The 15,257-nt window shown below is 40.7% G+C and carries 15 protein-coding genes; 3 read left to right on the forward strand and 12 right to left on the reverse strand.

The features are described from left to right. Positions 1–207 precede the first annotated feature (207 nt). The 3 genes from BMY70_RS29840 to BMY70_RS29850 all read left to right on the forward strand — a co-directional run bounded on the left by BMY70_RS29840 (position 208) and on the right by BMY70_RS29850 (position 2,820). Positions 208–1,599, forward strand: a complete 1,392-nt coding sequence (locus BMY70_RS29840; protein WP_090342083.1) for an MBL fold metallo-hydrolase — start codon at positions 208–210, stop codon at positions 1,597–1,599. Between the two features lie 95 nt (positions 1,600–1,694). After that, positions 1,695–2,270 carry a YeeE/YedE family protein gene (locus tag BMY70_RS29845; RefSeq protein ID WP_090342086.1) on the forward strand — a complete coding sequence of 192 codons (576 nt, stop codon included), beginning with the start codon at positions 1,695–1,697 and terminating at the stop codon, positions 2,268–2,270. Positions 2,271–2,298: 28 nt separating this feature from the next. Continuing rightward, a complete protein-coding gene (locus tag BMY70_RS29850; protein ID WP_090342088.1) occupies positions 2,299–2,820 on the forward strand; it encodes a DUF6691 family protein in 522 nt (173 codons plus the stop codon). Here the strand turns inward: BMY70_RS29850 and BMY70_RS29855 are convergent, their stop codons facing one another. The 12 genes from BMY70_RS29855 to BMY70_RS29910 form a co-directional block, all read right to left on the reverse strand. Continuing rightward, on the reverse strand, positions 2,821–3,564 hold the full coding sequence (locus tag BMY70_RS29855; RefSeq protein WP_090342092.1) for a class I SAM-dependent methyltransferase: 744 nt from the start codon (positions 3,562–3,564) through the stop codon (positions 2,821–2,823). Between the two features lie 1,038 nt (positions 3,565–4,602). Then, the gene (locus tag BMY70_RS29860) at positions 4,603–6,006 is read right to left on the reverse strand and encodes a TonB-dependent receptor (RefSeq protein ID WP_090342095.1); all 1,404 of its coding nucleotides are present in this window, start codon (positions 6,004–6,006) and stop codon (positions 4,603–4,605) included. Between the two features lie 18 nt (positions 6,007–6,024). Next, complete coding sequence (locus tag BMY70_RS29865) at positions 6,025–6,369, reverse strand: heavy-metal-associated domain-containing protein (RefSeq protein ID WP_090342098.1); 345 nt, start codon at positions 6,367–6,369, stop codon at positions 6,025–6,027. A 29-nt stretch (positions 6,370–6,398) separates the two neighbouring features. Further along, complete coding sequence (locus BMY70_RS29870; protein ID WP_090342337.1) at positions 6,399–6,644, reverse strand: heavy metal-binding domain-containing protein; 246 nt, start codon at positions 6,642–6,644, stop codon at positions 6,399–6,401. A gap of 25 nt (positions 6,645–6,669) precedes the next feature. Next, positions 6,670–7,251, reverse strand: a complete 582-nt coding sequence (locus BMY70_RS29875; RefSeq protein ID WP_090342101.1) for a helix-turn-helix domain-containing protein — start codon at positions 7,249–7,251, stop codon at positions 6,670–6,672. A 54-nt stretch (positions 7,252–7,305) separates the two neighbouring features. Continuing rightward, positions 7,306–9,540, reverse strand: coding sequence for a TonB-dependent receptor (locus BMY70_RS29880; RefSeq protein WP_090342103.1), 2,235 nt, complete (start codon positions 9,538–9,540; stop codon positions 7,306–7,308). 81 nt (positions 9,541–9,621) lie between these two features. Then, positions 9,622–10,086 (reverse strand): HYC_CC_PP family protein, encoded by a 465-nt coding sequence (locus BMY70_RS29885; protein ID WP_090342108.1) that lies wholly within the window; start codon positions 10,084–10,086, stop codon positions 9,622–9,624. Positions 10,087–10,161: 75 nt separating this feature from the next. Beyond that, the gene (locus BMY70_RS29890; RefSeq protein ID WP_090342111.1) at positions 10,162–10,377 is read right to left on the reverse strand and encodes a heavy-metal-associated domain-containing protein; all 216 of its coding nucleotides are present in this window, start codon (positions 10,375–10,377) and stop codon (positions 10,162–10,164) included. A gap of 156 nt (positions 10,378–10,533) precedes the next feature. Then, positions 10,534–11,103, reverse strand: coding sequence for a Uma2 family endonuclease (locus BMY70_RS29895; protein ID WP_090342114.1), 570 nt, complete (start codon positions 11,101–11,103; stop codon positions 10,534–10,536). 111 nt (positions 11,104–11,214) lie between these two features. Further along, on the reverse strand, positions 11,215–12,429 hold the full coding sequence (locus BMY70_RS29900) for an alginate lyase family protein (protein WP_177197167.1): 1,215 nt from the start codon (positions 12,427–12,429) through the stop codon (positions 11,215–11,217). A 73-nt stretch (positions 12,430–12,502) separates the two neighbouring features. Beyond that, positions 12,503–14,740 carry a heavy metal translocating P-type ATPase gene (locus BMY70_RS29905; protein ID WP_090342117.1) on the reverse strand — a complete coding sequence of 746 codons (2,238 nt, stop codon included), beginning with the start codon at positions 14,738–14,740 and terminating at the stop codon, positions 12,503–12,505. A 92-nt stretch (positions 14,741–14,832) separates the two neighbouring features. Next, entirely contained in the window at positions 14,833–15,171 is a 339-nt protein-coding gene (locus BMY70_RS29910) for a tRNA-binding protein (RefSeq protein WP_090342120.1), read from the reverse strand. Positions 15,172–15,257 lie beyond the last annotated feature (86 nt).

Genomic DNA, 15,257 nt, shown 5'->3' on the forward strand with positions numbered 1-15,257 from the left:
TTTGTAGACATATATCGCATTTGAAGCAAAACAGCGAGGATTTCACTTAAATCATACTTTCCGGGAAGAAACTAAAGTCCTCTTTAAAGCAGTTATGTTTAAGTATGTGCAAACAATTTATTTTACGGTTGGAAAAACCGATAAAAACACTAAAAATTAGTTGGCTGTTCGATAACCTTACTGCGAACTAGTTATAAAAAATTCCACATGAAGATCGAACAAATTTATACAGGCTGCCTGTCGCAAGGAGCCTATTTTATTACATCCGGTAACGAGGCAGCAGTTATTGATCCTCTCCGGGAAGTCGCGCCATATATTGAAAAAGCGAAAAAACTGAATGTGGAAATCAAGTATGTTTTTGAAACACATTTTCATGCCGACTTTGTTTCGGGCCATATTGATCTTGCTGAAAAAACAGGTGCTGAAATTGTCTACGGCCCAAATGCCGAGACCGGTTTCACAGCTCATATTGCAAAAGATAACGAGGTATTTCAGGTGGGAGAAATATCTATCAGGGTTTTACACACGCCTGGCCACACGATGGAATCTTCCTGTTATTTGCTTTCAGACGAAAATGGAAAAGAGATAGCACTTTTTAGCGGCGACACACTTTTTATCGGTGATGTCGGGCGTCCGGATCTTGCTCAGAATGGGGCGGTAACACAAAATGATCTGGCCGGTATTCTATTTGACAGTCTTCGCTCAAAAATTATGACTTTGCCTGACGATATCACTGTTTATCCTGCACATGGCGCCGGTTCTGCCTGCGGAAAAAGCATGAGCAAAGAAACCAGCGACTCACTGGGTAATCAAAAAAGGTTCAATTATGCGCTTCGTAAAGATATGACAAAGGAAGAATTTATTGCTGAGGTAACTTCCGGGCTGACTGTGCCGCCTCAATATTTTCCGGAAAACGTTAAAATGAACCGCGATGGCTATGAAAGTATTGACGATGTTTTAGAACGTGGAGACCAGGCTTTATCTGCGGATGCATTCGAATCAAAAGCAAATCATACCGGCGCACTCGTTTTAGATACCAGAAAGCCCGAAGATTTCGCAAAAGGTTTTATTCCAAATTCTATTAACATCGGAATTGACGGTGGATTTGCACCTTGGGTGGGGGCCCTTATTCCTGATTTAAAGCAAAACATTTTATTAGTTACTGAACCGGGCAAAGAAGAAGAGGTGGTTACCAGGCTGGCCAGGGTTGGATACGATTACGCTATCGGATATCTGAATAATGGTTTTCAGACGTGGGGAAAATCTGAAAAAGAAACAGACTCAATCATTTCTCTTCCCGCCGAAGAATTTGCGAAAAGGTATAAAGATGGTAGTATTAAAGTTATCGACGTCAGAAAACCAGATGAATTTGAGGTCGGGCACGTCATGGGTGCTGAAAACATTCCGCTCGATACGATCAATGACAACATGTCGGCTTTATCAAAAACTGAAACTTTGTACGTCCACTGTGCCGGCGGATACCGTTCGATGATCGCAGCGTCTATTTTAAAAGCCAGAGGATTTGACGATGTTATCAATATCGAGGGTGGTTTTGGAGAAATCAGCAAAACTGACGTGGAAGTTTCCAAACCGGCCTAGAAATTCATAACATCTTGATTTCAAACTTGCATAGCTTTGATTTGGTTAAAAAAAATATGTAAGTTTAAATAGTCTACAAAACTAATATAGATTAAATGGACTTATTTGAGATTATCCGAAAACCTTGGCCCTGGTACGTCGCCGGGCCTATTATTGGCTTGACAGTTCCGGTCTTACTGCTTTTAGGAAATAAGTCTTTTGGAATTTCATCTTCATTACGACACATCTGTGCAGCAGTTATACCAGCCAATATTTCTTTTTTCAAATACGACTGGAAAAAGGAAGTCTGGAATTTATTTTTTGTCGCAGGTATCACGGTAGGTGGATTTATCGCTACTTTTTTATTGACAAATCCTGAATCCATAATTGTGTCAGAAGCAACAAGAGCTACTCTTTCTCAATTTGGAATCACAGACTACTCCGGCCTGATGCCCGCTGAAATCTTTTCGATTGATAATATTTTCACTTTAAAAGGATTGATATTTTTTATCCTGGGCGGTTTTCTGGTTGGTTTTGGAACACGTTATGCGGGGGGCTGCACGTCGGGCCATGCGATTATGGGACTTTCCAACTTGCAATGGCCTTCTTTGGTTGCCACAATATTTTTTATGGCAGGAGGATTTTTTTCAACCTGGATTTTATTGCCGTGGCTTTTACAACTCGTCAACTAAATTTTTTCTGACTTATTTCTCGTTCATTATGGCTACTGTTAAAAGTAATTCTGCTTCTGAAATTGAGCTGACTGACCGGATTGATCAGGACATAGATAATTATGACGGCACCAATCAACAGTCTACTCAGGAAAATTTCACTTCAAACCTGAAATACCTTATTGTCGGACTATTTTTCGGAATTGTTTTTGTAAAAGCAGAAATTGTTTCATGGTTCAGAATCCAGGAAATGTTCAGACTTGACTCATTTCATATGTATGGAGTGATTGGATCCGCTGTGCTCACGGGCTTGGTTTCGCTGCAGATAATCAAACGGTTTAAAATAAAAACGGTCAGTGGGGAAAAAATTAATGTACCACCAAAAATTTTCAATAAAGGCCAAATTTTCGGCGGGTTCTTATTTGGCCTGGGATGGGCAATAACAGGTGCCTGCCCTGGCCCGTTATTTGCACAAATTGGAAGTGGATTTCTTGTCGTGATTATTACTTTATTAAGCGCAATCGTGGGAACCTGGACTTATGGATTACTTCGCTCCAGACTCCCGCATTGATTATATTTTTTTGGCGACGAGATATAACTGCTCATCTCCCAGCATAAAAGGATCTGCTTCCAGGTTTCCGAAAGCGCCAATGATCTTTAGTCCTGCGGATCGGAACATGAAATTTAACTCACCTAAGGTATAAATATGCTGGCGGACATTGAGTGTTACCCGCTCCGAATCCGAAATAAAAGTTTGTTCAGCTTCTATATACCCTTCTTCCGGATTGTAATCGTTTTGAGCAAGATAAGTTATATTCCCTTCCACGGGCATCCAGTTTCTTACCTGAAAATTTGGAAAAATACTTTCAGCCAGATTTTCCGTATGAATGCTGAAAAGTCCGCCATCTACAAGGATATCTGAAATCTTTTGCAAGAATTTCTGCATATCTTCCCGCGGAAAAAAACTAAAACTATTGCCAAAACAGTACGCCGCATCGAATGAATTATTTTCAAATGTGACGGTCAGTATATCTTCGCAGATCACAGTAACCGGCAAATTTTCCTGAGACGATATTTTCTCCAATTCTTCACAATACTCTGATGATAAGTCGACACAGGTAAGTTGCGCACCAAAATCAGCAAGCGGCAAAGCATGACGACCATAGCCGGCCATCACGTCCAGAACCTTACTGCCTTCTTTCAGATCGAGCGTGTCGCGAAGAAAATCGACTTCGTATTCCGTATACTCATCGTCCTGATTCTGTTTCCAGGCCTTCTGAGGCAAACCTTTAAAATATGTATGATACCAGGCCAATGTGGTGGGGGTTTAAATTTCTGCAAAAATAGGTTAAAATTGTTAAACGCAGGGTTTTGGAAGTTTTACGCTGAGATAGAGGAGTTGTTTATTATAAATCAAAATGAATATAATAATGAGCTCTGCGTTTGACAATGTAGTTGCGCTAAGATAATAAACCCTTTAAAACTCCGTGACAAACTCCTTTAACACTGCGTTTTGATAACAGGCCAATGTTGTGGGCGTTTAATTTCTGTAGAAATAGGTTAAAATCGTTAAACGCAGGGTCTTGGAAGTTTTACGCTGAGTTAGAGGAGTTATTTATTATAAATCAAAATGAGTATAATAATGAGCTCTGCGTTTGACAATGTAGTTGCGCTAAGATAATAAACCCTTCAAAACTCCGTGACAAACTCCTTTAATACTGCGTTTTGATAACAAGCCAATGTTGTGGGGGTTTAAATTTCTGCAAAAATAGGTTAAAATTGTTAAACGCAGGGTTTTGGAAGTTTTACGCTGAGTTAGAGGAGTTGTTTAGAGCTCTGCCTTTTACAACATAGTTGCGCTAAGATAATACACCCTTCGAAACTCCGTGACAAAGTCCCTTAACACTGCGTTTTGATAACAAGCCAATGTTGTGGGCGTTTAATTTCTGTAAAAATAGGTTAAATTGTTAAACGCAGGGTTTTGGAAGTTTTACGCTGAGTTAGAGGAGTTGTTTAGAGCTCTGCGTTTGACAACATAGTTGCGCTAAGATAATAAACCCTTCAAAACTCCGTGACAAACTCCTTTAACACTGCGTTTTGATAACAGGCCAATGTTGTGGGCGTTTAAGTTCTGTAAAAATAGGTTAAAATTGTTAAACGCAGGGTTTTGGAAGTTTTACGCTGAGTTAAAGGAGTTGTTTATTATAAATCAAAATGAATATAATAATGAGCTCGTTTGACAATGTAGTTGCGCTAAGATAATAAACCCTTCGAAACTCCGTGAAAAACTCCCTTAACACTGCGTTTAACAAATGTCGGAGAAGACTGCCTTTTAAGCGAAGTTCTATAACTTCTACATTCTCATCAATCCGGGCGTCAGGCGAAGGTAAACCTGGCCGGAAACAGGAATTTTTCCATATGCAGCTTTCAAATCATCACCAATTGCAAAGACGCTGGTCTGAATTCCGGCTTGTAAAAGCGTATTTGCAAACGAAAAAAGCTGACGGTTTAATCCCAGTGTGAAAGCAGAAACTGGGAATTTTTGATCATGTGAGGCATCAACCGGATATAAATCCAGCTCCTCCTGACTTTTTTCAACCCATTCGTATCTTCCGTATACCGACCATTTATTTAGTTGAAGATTTGACTCAGCCAGCAAAGAACTTTCCTTATGATCGTCTCCTGAATCATTTAATCCGTAAACGACCGACGAAGAAATCCAGCAATTTTCTGATCCCAGATTTAAACTATGCTGCACAGAAGCCGTTGTTCTGTTCACATCTTCTTCGGCGTGATTAAGCTCAGGACTTTTTATAAAACCACGGGAAGCCTGTATCGCCCAGTTCGCCGACGGGTTAAACAGTAAACGGTAACTGTAAGAATCAAATCGTGGTTTATCAAAATTGAAACGGTTTTCATTCGGCTCACGGCCGGTAAAACTGGAACCTTCCATTTTAAATTTGCCATAACGAACACCGGCAGTCACCACTCCAAAAGTGATATGCGTTGCATCCTGCCAATGGTGCCCAAGTACGGCATCAGGATTATTGAACGCCGACATCCTATGCATAAATGCAGTTGGCCCCAAGGCAGGTTCGCCAGGATAACCGGCATAAATGCTAATGTCCAATTTCTTATTTATCCTGTGCGTATAACCAACGGCCAACTCGGAAATCAGATCATGCGGATGCTGACGATCAATAAGCGGTTTCCCTTTCCAGGTTTCTCCCGATTGAAATAGTAATGGATACCCTGAGCCTCCGTCAAAAATCCTGTCGAGGGAAATCATCGAACGGACTGTAAACAACCCATTTTTACCGACCTGTCTCTGCGCCATTCCCATAATATAGTTAGGCACACTGACTTTCGAAGATGATCCGCGTTTTTCATCATTATTAAGATTTTGGCTCGTATAACGCAGGTACAAACTTCCGTGCAGCATATAGTTCCATTTGCTGCCATGTTTCATATACGCATACATGGGCGTCGCATCCGGCTGCCAGCCTGTCCCGGATCCATTACGGTTCATGGGAAGACTCAATGAAAATGCGTGGTTCATCTGCATTTTCATGTGATGTACGGAATCAGGTTTTTGTTTCGTATCCATAACATGCATTTCCATAGAATGGTCATGCATTTCATGCTTCGTCGTATCCTTTTTTGCAGGCATTTCCATATGATTATGCTGCGCAAAAACAGATCGGGATGCAACGAACAAACTTCCCGAAACCAGAAATATTAATTGTTTCAATGTCATGAGTTAAACTCTAAATTTTTAATGTGCTGCGGCAGTTTTACGGCAGCAACTCGGCAGTTTATCATGCGCTTTCTGATTTGCCGGCGAAAGATCTGCGTCATATCCGGTATTATTGATCGTAGCTTTTATCGCAGCTTCATTCGTCTTATCGGGATTATATTTTACTGTTATTACTTTGTCGGAGAGATCGAGATTCGACTCTTTCACACCTTTTGACAGTCCCAGATTGCGTTCAAGACGCGCTTTACACATTTCACAAATCGCAGAAGTCTTGAATTTCACTTCCTTGTCTTTTCCATCAGCATGAACAAAATTCACGGATAGAAACAGCGCTGTTACGAATAAAATGATGGTCTTTTTCATGATTGTGTTTAATTAATATGGTCAATAAATTAGTGATTGTGTGCAGTCGAATCCGTTTCTGCCAATGCCACTTCCTGCAGATCCATCTTACAAACCGGGCATTTCCCCTCTTTTGCATAGGTTTTATCTCCCTCACATTGCATCGGGCAGGCATATTTTTTAGCATCCGCAGTTGACACGGTCCCAGTTTTATTTTCAGCCTCTTTAGCTTTTTCCTGATTTCCTGAACAAGCCAGCAACAATGTTAAGGGTAGTGCAAAAAGTACGTTTTTCATCTTTCTCATGATTTATATAAATGTTTCAAATTTTAGTCTCACCTACCCGGTCAAGGGTTTTTCTTGGCAGCATATTCGTTTTTTTAAATTCTCCGGGCGTAAGTCCTGTTACTTTTTTAAATTGATTGCTTAAATGCGCCGCACTACTGTATGATAACCTCCACGCCATTTCACTTAAACTTAACTCATTGTAAGACAGCCACTCCTTAACTTTTTCAACTTTTTGTGCAATGATGTATTGCTCTATGGTTTGTCCGGTTTCAGATGAAAACAAATTGCTCAGATAAGAATATTCATACCCTGTTTTTTGAGAAAGGTAATCCGAGAAGTTTAACGACGCCGGCTTATGCCCTTTCAGATACTGCACTTCCTCAATGATCAACGTTCTGATATTTTCGACGAGCGTCGCCCGTTTGTCGTCCAATAATTCAAAGCCGTTTGTTTGCAGCATTTGTCTAACTTCTGAGATTTTCGCCTCGTTCAGTTCTGATTCTGTGTCAACTTCCCCTAGTTCAATATGCTTGAGGCCTATATTAATTTTATCAAATTCCTCCCTGACAACTTTAATACATCGATCGCAAACCATATTTTTGATATACAATTTCATTGATTGCTTCTGGTTAATGATAAATTAGTCATCTACTTATATTCGACTCAACAATTATCGGATGATTTTGAATCTCACTCCCGCATAAATCATCCTGCCGACAACCGGCCCCCATGCCATTCCAGCATCAAATTCTTTTCCGAAAGGAGTATTGGCAGCATAAATCGGATTTTTTTGCCGGAAATTATTCAAATTTTCTCCCCCAAGATAAATATCCCATTTGGGAAAAGTACGCGTGATCTGGGCATTTAGATTATAAAAAGAAGGAGCTTCCGTTGACGCTTCAGACCATATTTCACCATGCCCCGGCATACCATACATTGGATCCATACTTGGCAAACGGCGTTTCCCGTTCCATTGAACTGTTGCATCAAATTTCCATTTGTCATACGGTAGCGCATAACCAGCGTTAAACAGTACACGATCACGGCTCACAAGCATTTTGGGAAGCAAAACATTCTCATTATCCAGCCCGTAAAGCGTCTGTTTTACGTCAAAAAAGCGATAAGCCAGTTTCAGATCAAAACGTTTAATCGGCGTAAGATTAACTTCCGCCTGGAAACTGTTCGCATATGCCTTTCCATTCAGATTGTAAAAACGCAGATATTTCGGATTTTCGAAATCTGCGACCAACTGGTTTTCAAAATTTGTCCGATAGAAATCAGTTATGAAAGTTCCATTCATTTCCCCTATTTTAAATTCCTGCGTAAGACTTACACCGTAGTTCCACGAAACTTCCGGACGAAGTTTTTCGAGAAAAACAACCTGACGGGAACTTACCAGATTTCCGTAATATTCAGCCAGCGGATTAGCAACCCGGAAACCTCTTCCCGCCGAGGCGCGTAAGGTGGTATTGTTTGTCAAACTGTATTTCAAATGCAGACGCGGCGTGAACTGCCTTCCAAACAGGTTATGAAAATCGACCCGCGAACCGGCAACCAACACGAATTTATCAAGGTTATTGTATGTATATTCAACAAATACACCCGGAACAGATTCTTTCCTAAGCAATGTCGTGTCCTTATACTTTTCATCATAATTGTCCAGCATGTAACTGATTCCGGCCTTGTAGGAATGGTTGGTGTTTCCCAGGATTGATTGATAGATAAGATTGCTATACAAAGTTTCCTGGCGGCCATTATAATTTGTCAGACCAAAATAGGATTTTGAATCATGTACCGAAGCATTTATGATCAGGCCCAGACCTTTATACGGTTTGTCGGGAAATAATCTGGCTATTTTTGAGAAAAACTCATATCGGTTCACTTTCGCGCCAAAGCCGTATGCCTGAGTAGTCCCTTTCATTTCTTCCCGAAAATCGGATTGTCCGCCGAGCCGGTCTTCATGCAAAGCTTTCACGCCAAATTGCGCCATCATCCGGTTGCTCTGATATTTCCAGCGATTGATTACGTTATACTGCGTATATAATGGAAGATCCAGAAACCCGTCGCCATTTTTATCAATTCTGTTTTGGAGCGTACTGGCATGTGTCAATAAACCAGTACTCCACTTTTCGTTCAGCTGATGGGCCAGATTTAGATTCAGTTCGGCCCGGCCAAAATTATTTAAATAGGTATTAAAATAAAGCTTTTCCTGCGTATCCGGTTTTTGAAGTTCAACATTGATCTGGCCAGTCATCGACTCATATCCATTGACGACCGAACCTGCACCCTTACCCACATCAATGGATTGAATCCAGGTTCCGGGCACAAAGTTCATCCCAAAAGTTGAAGCCAAACCCCGGATTGTCGGAATATTTTCAACGTTTGTCTGAATGTATGTTCCACTCAAACCGAGCATTTGAATTTGTTTAGAGCCCGTCACGGCATCACTGTAAGAAACGGAAACAGACGCGTTAGTTTCAAAACTCTCTGACAGGTTGCAGCAAGCCGCTTTGGCAAGTGCCCTTGTGGTAATGATTTCTGTTTGATGCGGGGATAAGCGGTCAACCGAAGTTGCATTTGCTTTTACAACCACTTCATTCAAAGTCTGGTCGCTTTTCAAAATCACTTCCAGCTCACTTTCGGCTCCGATCTTTATGGTATCATTCTTAAATCCTACAAAACTGATAATTAATTGATTGGAATGTAGAATTCTCGGAATTGAAAATCTCCCAACAGAATCCGTCGATGAAGCTTGTGTAGTTCCTGCCCAATAAACATTGGCCCCGGTCAGTGGCTTGAGTTTTTTATCATTTACCAGTTGTTCGTAAACTTTTCCGGTAATGCGCTGCGCAAAAGAAGATTGCGTATAGAGAAGCAAGATTGCTCCGATTAGATATCTTTTCATTGACAATAAATCACGATGTGAGAAAAACTAATGTGTTACAGGAAAACCTGTTACAACATTAAATATTTAACAATCAGTAATTTATATTAGAAAAGTCTGTACAAAAGAGAGCATACTTCTCCCATGAAATAGAGAAGAGAATGATATGGTATTGGAAAAAGAGCTGGCAGGAGGGTAAATCCATTCCTGCGAAAGGAAAACGAAAGACTGAACCGACCAAAGGTCACCGTCAGCAATCATTTTCAGTGCTTTGGCATGCATTTGTGCCAGAGAGGAAACAACGTCAACTTTTTCAAATTTTTGTTGATCCTTGCAGCACTCTGTTTTTTTGAAAAAAACCTTACCGGATTCTTGCAGCGCTTTGCTTTTTGCACAACAGGAAGAAATGACTTTCTTCTCACAAGAATCAGCTTTTTTCTCGGAAACGAACTTCATAGTCATGCCCCGCATCATACACTGATGCTCTATCAGCCCGAATCCTGTGCTGCTAACGAGCACAAGGGTGGCCATGAAGATGGTGATGAATTTATGAAATTTATTTTCCATTTGTACAAAAGTAAAACCTTATTGAAGCAATACCAAACAGATTGCCTTCGGCTAACTTATTCTTATTAATTATGGCTATAAAGATGCAATCGGCTCAGCGGCATACCCTGCTTTCTTTAAAACCTCAGCCACTTCACCGGCAGATTTATCGGTTTCTACTGACAAAATGCGGTCAGGATTCTGAAGGTCAACCTCCCATTTATCAATACCGTTTTCAGCAGTTAAAAAAGGAGTAACAGCGGCAATACAGCCTCCGCATTTTATATTGGTTTTGAATTTTAGAGTTTCCATTTGATTTAATGATTTTTAAATTGAGATAATCCTTGATAATTACCTCTTTGCAAAGATCGGCATGAAACCCGGAATGATTATTACAGAATTAAGGAGAGGCGTTACAGAGTTTTTGGTTTTCAGGAATTTTCAGTCCCCGTTTTTCAAAACACAATATTATTCCGAAAAGTTAATCGTGCTGTATATGTCTTCCAGTAAGACCAGGCAATCACCAATTTGGACACTTTCATTGTCCTTGGTATAAGTATGACTGAGCCATTCCGCTTCATTAAGTTTCTTGATTACTTCAATTCTTTTTTTTCGGGAAGAAACAAGAATATATTCCCTAAATGAGTCAATTGTTTTGTAGCAGTCAAATTTTTCGGAGCGGTCATAAGGCTCAGTAGAATCAGATAATACTTCGATTATGATTTCCGGATTTTGTAGTGCATTCAGGCCTTGTGGAGACTTCTCGTATATTGGTTTAGAACAAACAATAACCAAATCAGAGAAAGTATATTTATCGCAATGCTCAACTTTGATTAATTGATCGCCGGAAAACAAAACACAGCCCTTCTTTTTCAGGCACTTTCCAAATTCAATAAACAGGTTCGCCGCCAGAATATTATGAGCAGGCTGAGTGCCGGCCATAGCAGTCACCTCTCCGGAATTATATTCCAGTTTTACATCAGATTTCGCTGAAAGGTCAAAATATTCTTCGTGCGTCACAAGCGTTGCTGTTTGCATAAAAAGCTTAAAAATAGTGTGTGGATATCATCAAATTTACAAAATTCCCAAACTGATCATACCACCAAAAAACTCTTTATTCCAAATTTGAATATTTATCTACGCTTAAAATCACTCAAACCAGATTACGGGATTTCTCACGGGTAAATTCCGCAGCACTTCTTCAACTTTGGGATTGTGATCCAGCTTCTTCCATGTTTCAAGCCAGTCGTCTTCGTTGAACGCCTGGGCGCCAAAAACCAGGAAAGGTTGCGCAACTGGCCAATTGTCCCAATACATCACATCCGGTTTTAACGGCCATTTTTTCTTGTTTGCGATGAAAGGATAGAGATATAAAATTCCTCTTTTAATACTCCTTCCATCGATGGTCTGGTATATCCACAAATTATTTTCCTTGTCAGACAAAATCTGGCAAAGCATTACCATCGCATCCAGATTAAAAATAGAATACCCATAAGGTTTTGTTCTTCTTAATTCTTGAGGAAAACTTCCGTTCGCATTCATTTGATACGGCAGAAAAACGGATTTATATCGGTTTCTGCAAAAATCCATAACTTCTTTATTTTCAGTTAATTTAGCAAAGGAAGCGACCTGCATGGCCCAGCATGTCCCATGATTATTTTTTGCTTCCATTTCGTCCTTACCATACTGATGCGTCATCAGCCAGTTGATATAGTCAGCGAACCAGTCTTTTATTTGCGCAACATCTTTTTGCCTGACCGACTTTGCCTGTTGCATTACAATAATTCCCTGTGCCACTTCCATTAAATGAATGGTATCGATTATACCAATTCCCCGTCCTGTTGCGCGTCCTTTGATAGCCTGTGCAAAAAGCAGCGACGGATTCATTCTTGTTTCAGAATCAACAAACCATGCATTGATATGCCGGAAAGCCTGCGTCGCATACTTATCTTCTCCGGTTATTTTATATGCCGAAGCCAGAGCACCGACAATCCGGCTAAACCGGATCATTGCCAGCCTATGAGCTGTAAAAATTGCAGGATTTGTCAAACCGTCACGTTGTATATACGGACCGTCAGGATTGAGTGAATCCGGCCACCAATAATCGCCTTCGGAATAAAAATCATGTTTTCCTCCCTGGCTTCTTGGACTTGTTTCTGCGGTCACGGTGACAGGCTCCTGCATCATTGCCCACCCTGCTTCGGTCATAATATGCGTTCGCAGCGTCCAGATCACTTCCGACTCGACTGCATTTCCCTGTCCAAAACTGAAATTGGGGAAGACTATAAAACAAAAAACCAAAGGATTAAGCGTATGGCTAAATCTTTGGTTTTCAAACAATCTGCAAAGAAAATTGATGAGCATGATTTATCTGGCTAATGGATTGAACTGCTTTACAACAAAGACAAGCGACTGGCCATTCTCCCCCACTGATCAACTACAATTTTGCACTGCGCAATCTTAAACTATTGGTCACGACAGATACAGAACTCAGCGCCATCGCCGCTCCCGCAATCATCGGATTTAATAGAAACCCGTTGAATGGATACAAAATTCCGGCGGCAACAGGAATTCCGATCAAATTGTAAATAAACGCCCAGAAGAGATTTTGTTTGATCGTTCTAACCGTTTTTTTAGAAAGCCTTAATGCTTTCGGCAAGGTCATCAGATCGGAAGTTATCAAAGTCATTTTGGCAACGTCCATCGCAATATCAGATCCTTTTCCCATCGCGATACTGACATCAGCCTGCGCCAATGCCTGCGAATCATTAACTCCATCTCCGACCATTGCTACGATTTTACCTTCGGCCTGCAATTTTTTTACAAACTGCATTTTATCATCCGGTTTTACTTCGGCCAGATAATTTTTGATACCCACCTGACGTGCAACCTCAGCAGCCGTCTGATTATTATCTCCCGTCAGCATATATACTTCAATCCCCTGTTCCTTTAATTTCTTAACAGCATCCGCAGAAGTTGCTTTCAGCTGATCCGCGATTGATATCAAAGCAATCTGAGCTTTATTCACACTGACTCCAATTACTGTTTGGGCCGCTTCTCTTTGCATGTCAGCCAATTCTTCCAGATCACTATCAAGTGTCACCTTTTCTTTTTGAAGAAACGACAGAGTTCCAATCAGGTATTCATTACCATCAACAATTCCTCTGACTCCGTTTCCTGTTACGGATTTAAAATTCTCGACTTTGGCGTTACCATTTTCTTTAACAAAACCCACAACCGCAGAAGCCAGGGGATGTTCGGAACGAGATTCTAAAAGCTTTATTGCGAGAGCATGTTTGGCATGATCAGAGATATTTGAGCTCCACTTCCAATTTGTAACTTGTGGATGTCCCTGCGTTAATGTTCCGGTTTTGTCCAAAATTACTGCATTCACCTCATGCGCTTTTTCCAGACTTTCTGCATCACGGATAAGGATATTATTTTCTGCGCCTTTTCCAACACCTACCATAATGGCTGTCGGCGTAGCCAGACCAAGTGCACATGGGCAAGCAATAACTAGCACCGAAACAGCAGCCAAAAGAGCTTGTGTTAAGGCATTTTCACCGCCGAAAATCATCCACAAAATAAATGTAACAATAGAAATGGCAATCACAACCGGAACAAAAATCCCGGCAATTTTATCAACCAGTCTTTGAACCGGTGCCTTGCTTCCCTGAGCAGCCTGAACGGTCTTGATAATTTGGGCGAGTAACGTGTTTTTACCGATTTTTTCAGCGACAAAAGTGAAGCTTCCCTGCTGGTTGATTGTTCCTGCAAAAACCTGTGCGCCGGCCGTTTTTTCAGAAGGGATGGGCTCTCCAGTCATTAAACTTTCATCCACATACGAACTCCCGCTGACTACCTTTCCGTCCACTGGAATTTTTTCTCCAGAACGAATTACAATTTCGTCATGCAGCAGAACATCTTTAACAGGAATTTCCTGTTCGGCATTATCCCGTATTACTTTGATTGTTTTTGGCTGTAATCCAATCAGCTTTTTAAGCGCATTCGACGTATTTGTTTTAGCCTTCTCTTCCAGCAATTTCCCAAGTAAAATAAAAAAAACAATCACCGCGGCTGCTTCGAAATACACATGCGGATGCAACCCTTTTTCGTGCCAGAACTGTGGGTAAAATGTATTAAAAGTGCTGAATAAAAAAGCAATTCCGGTACTCAATGCGACCAGCGTGTCCATGTTTGACTTTCCATGTTTCGCTTGATTGAAGGCATTTATAAAAAAATCTTTTCCAAAAATGAACAGTACCGGTGCAGTCAGCGCCATCATGATATAATTGCCATAGGGCATATCCATGAAGAACATCCCGATAATAACAACCGGAACGGACAAAATTCCTGTCCGGATTGTTTTACTTTTCAGTTTATGATAATGTTCCAGCTTCAATTTTTCCTGCTCCGCGATACTTTCGTCTTCGTCCTCATTAATGATAAAGCCGTAACCAACACTTTGCAAAACCTTATCCAGTGATAGTAAATCTGTCGTTTTGGGATCGAAATCGACCCACGCAGATTGATTTGCATAATTGACACCGGCGTCAGCAACTCCGGAAGTACTTTTAAGCATGGATTCCACACTTACCGCACATGCCGCACAGGACATTCCCATTACTGGTAATGTGACTTTTTTTGTATTTAAAACTTTTTGATCCGTATCCATGGTATTTCTAAAATCTATGTATCAAAGATACGGTAAGCCGACGCCGATTTTATTACAGAATTCCAGTCCGGACTTACATGATTATGAAACGCTTATGCTAGCCTGGTACCATTTGGCAAAGATTGGTCCGCAACCGCCAGAACAACCTCACCATCATCCAGAACAAATCCGGTCGTCAATACTTCCGAACGAAAATCAGCAATCTGTTTTATTGGAAAATTGACGACGCATAAAACCTGTTTTCCAACTAATTCCTCTTTCGAATATCGTTTCGTGATTTGTGCGGAGCTTTGTTTTACTCCAATTTCTTCGCCAAGATCAATCCAAATTTTATAGGCCGGTTTTCGCGCTTTCGGAAAATCTTCGACCCGGATAATTGTGCCAACTCTCTGATCAACTTTTTCAAAATCCTGCCAGGTAATTGCATCCATTATTTTTCACTTTATTGATTAAAATATTCTTTTCTGATTTATAAAACAGATTTGTACATTAAAAATACAGTCAATTCCCCTTTGCT

Source organism: Dyadobacter koreensis (assembly GCF_900108855.1).
Taxonomy (GTDB): Bacteria; Bacteroidota; Bacteroidia; order Cytophagales; family Spirosomataceae; genus Dyadobacter; species Dyadobacter koreensis.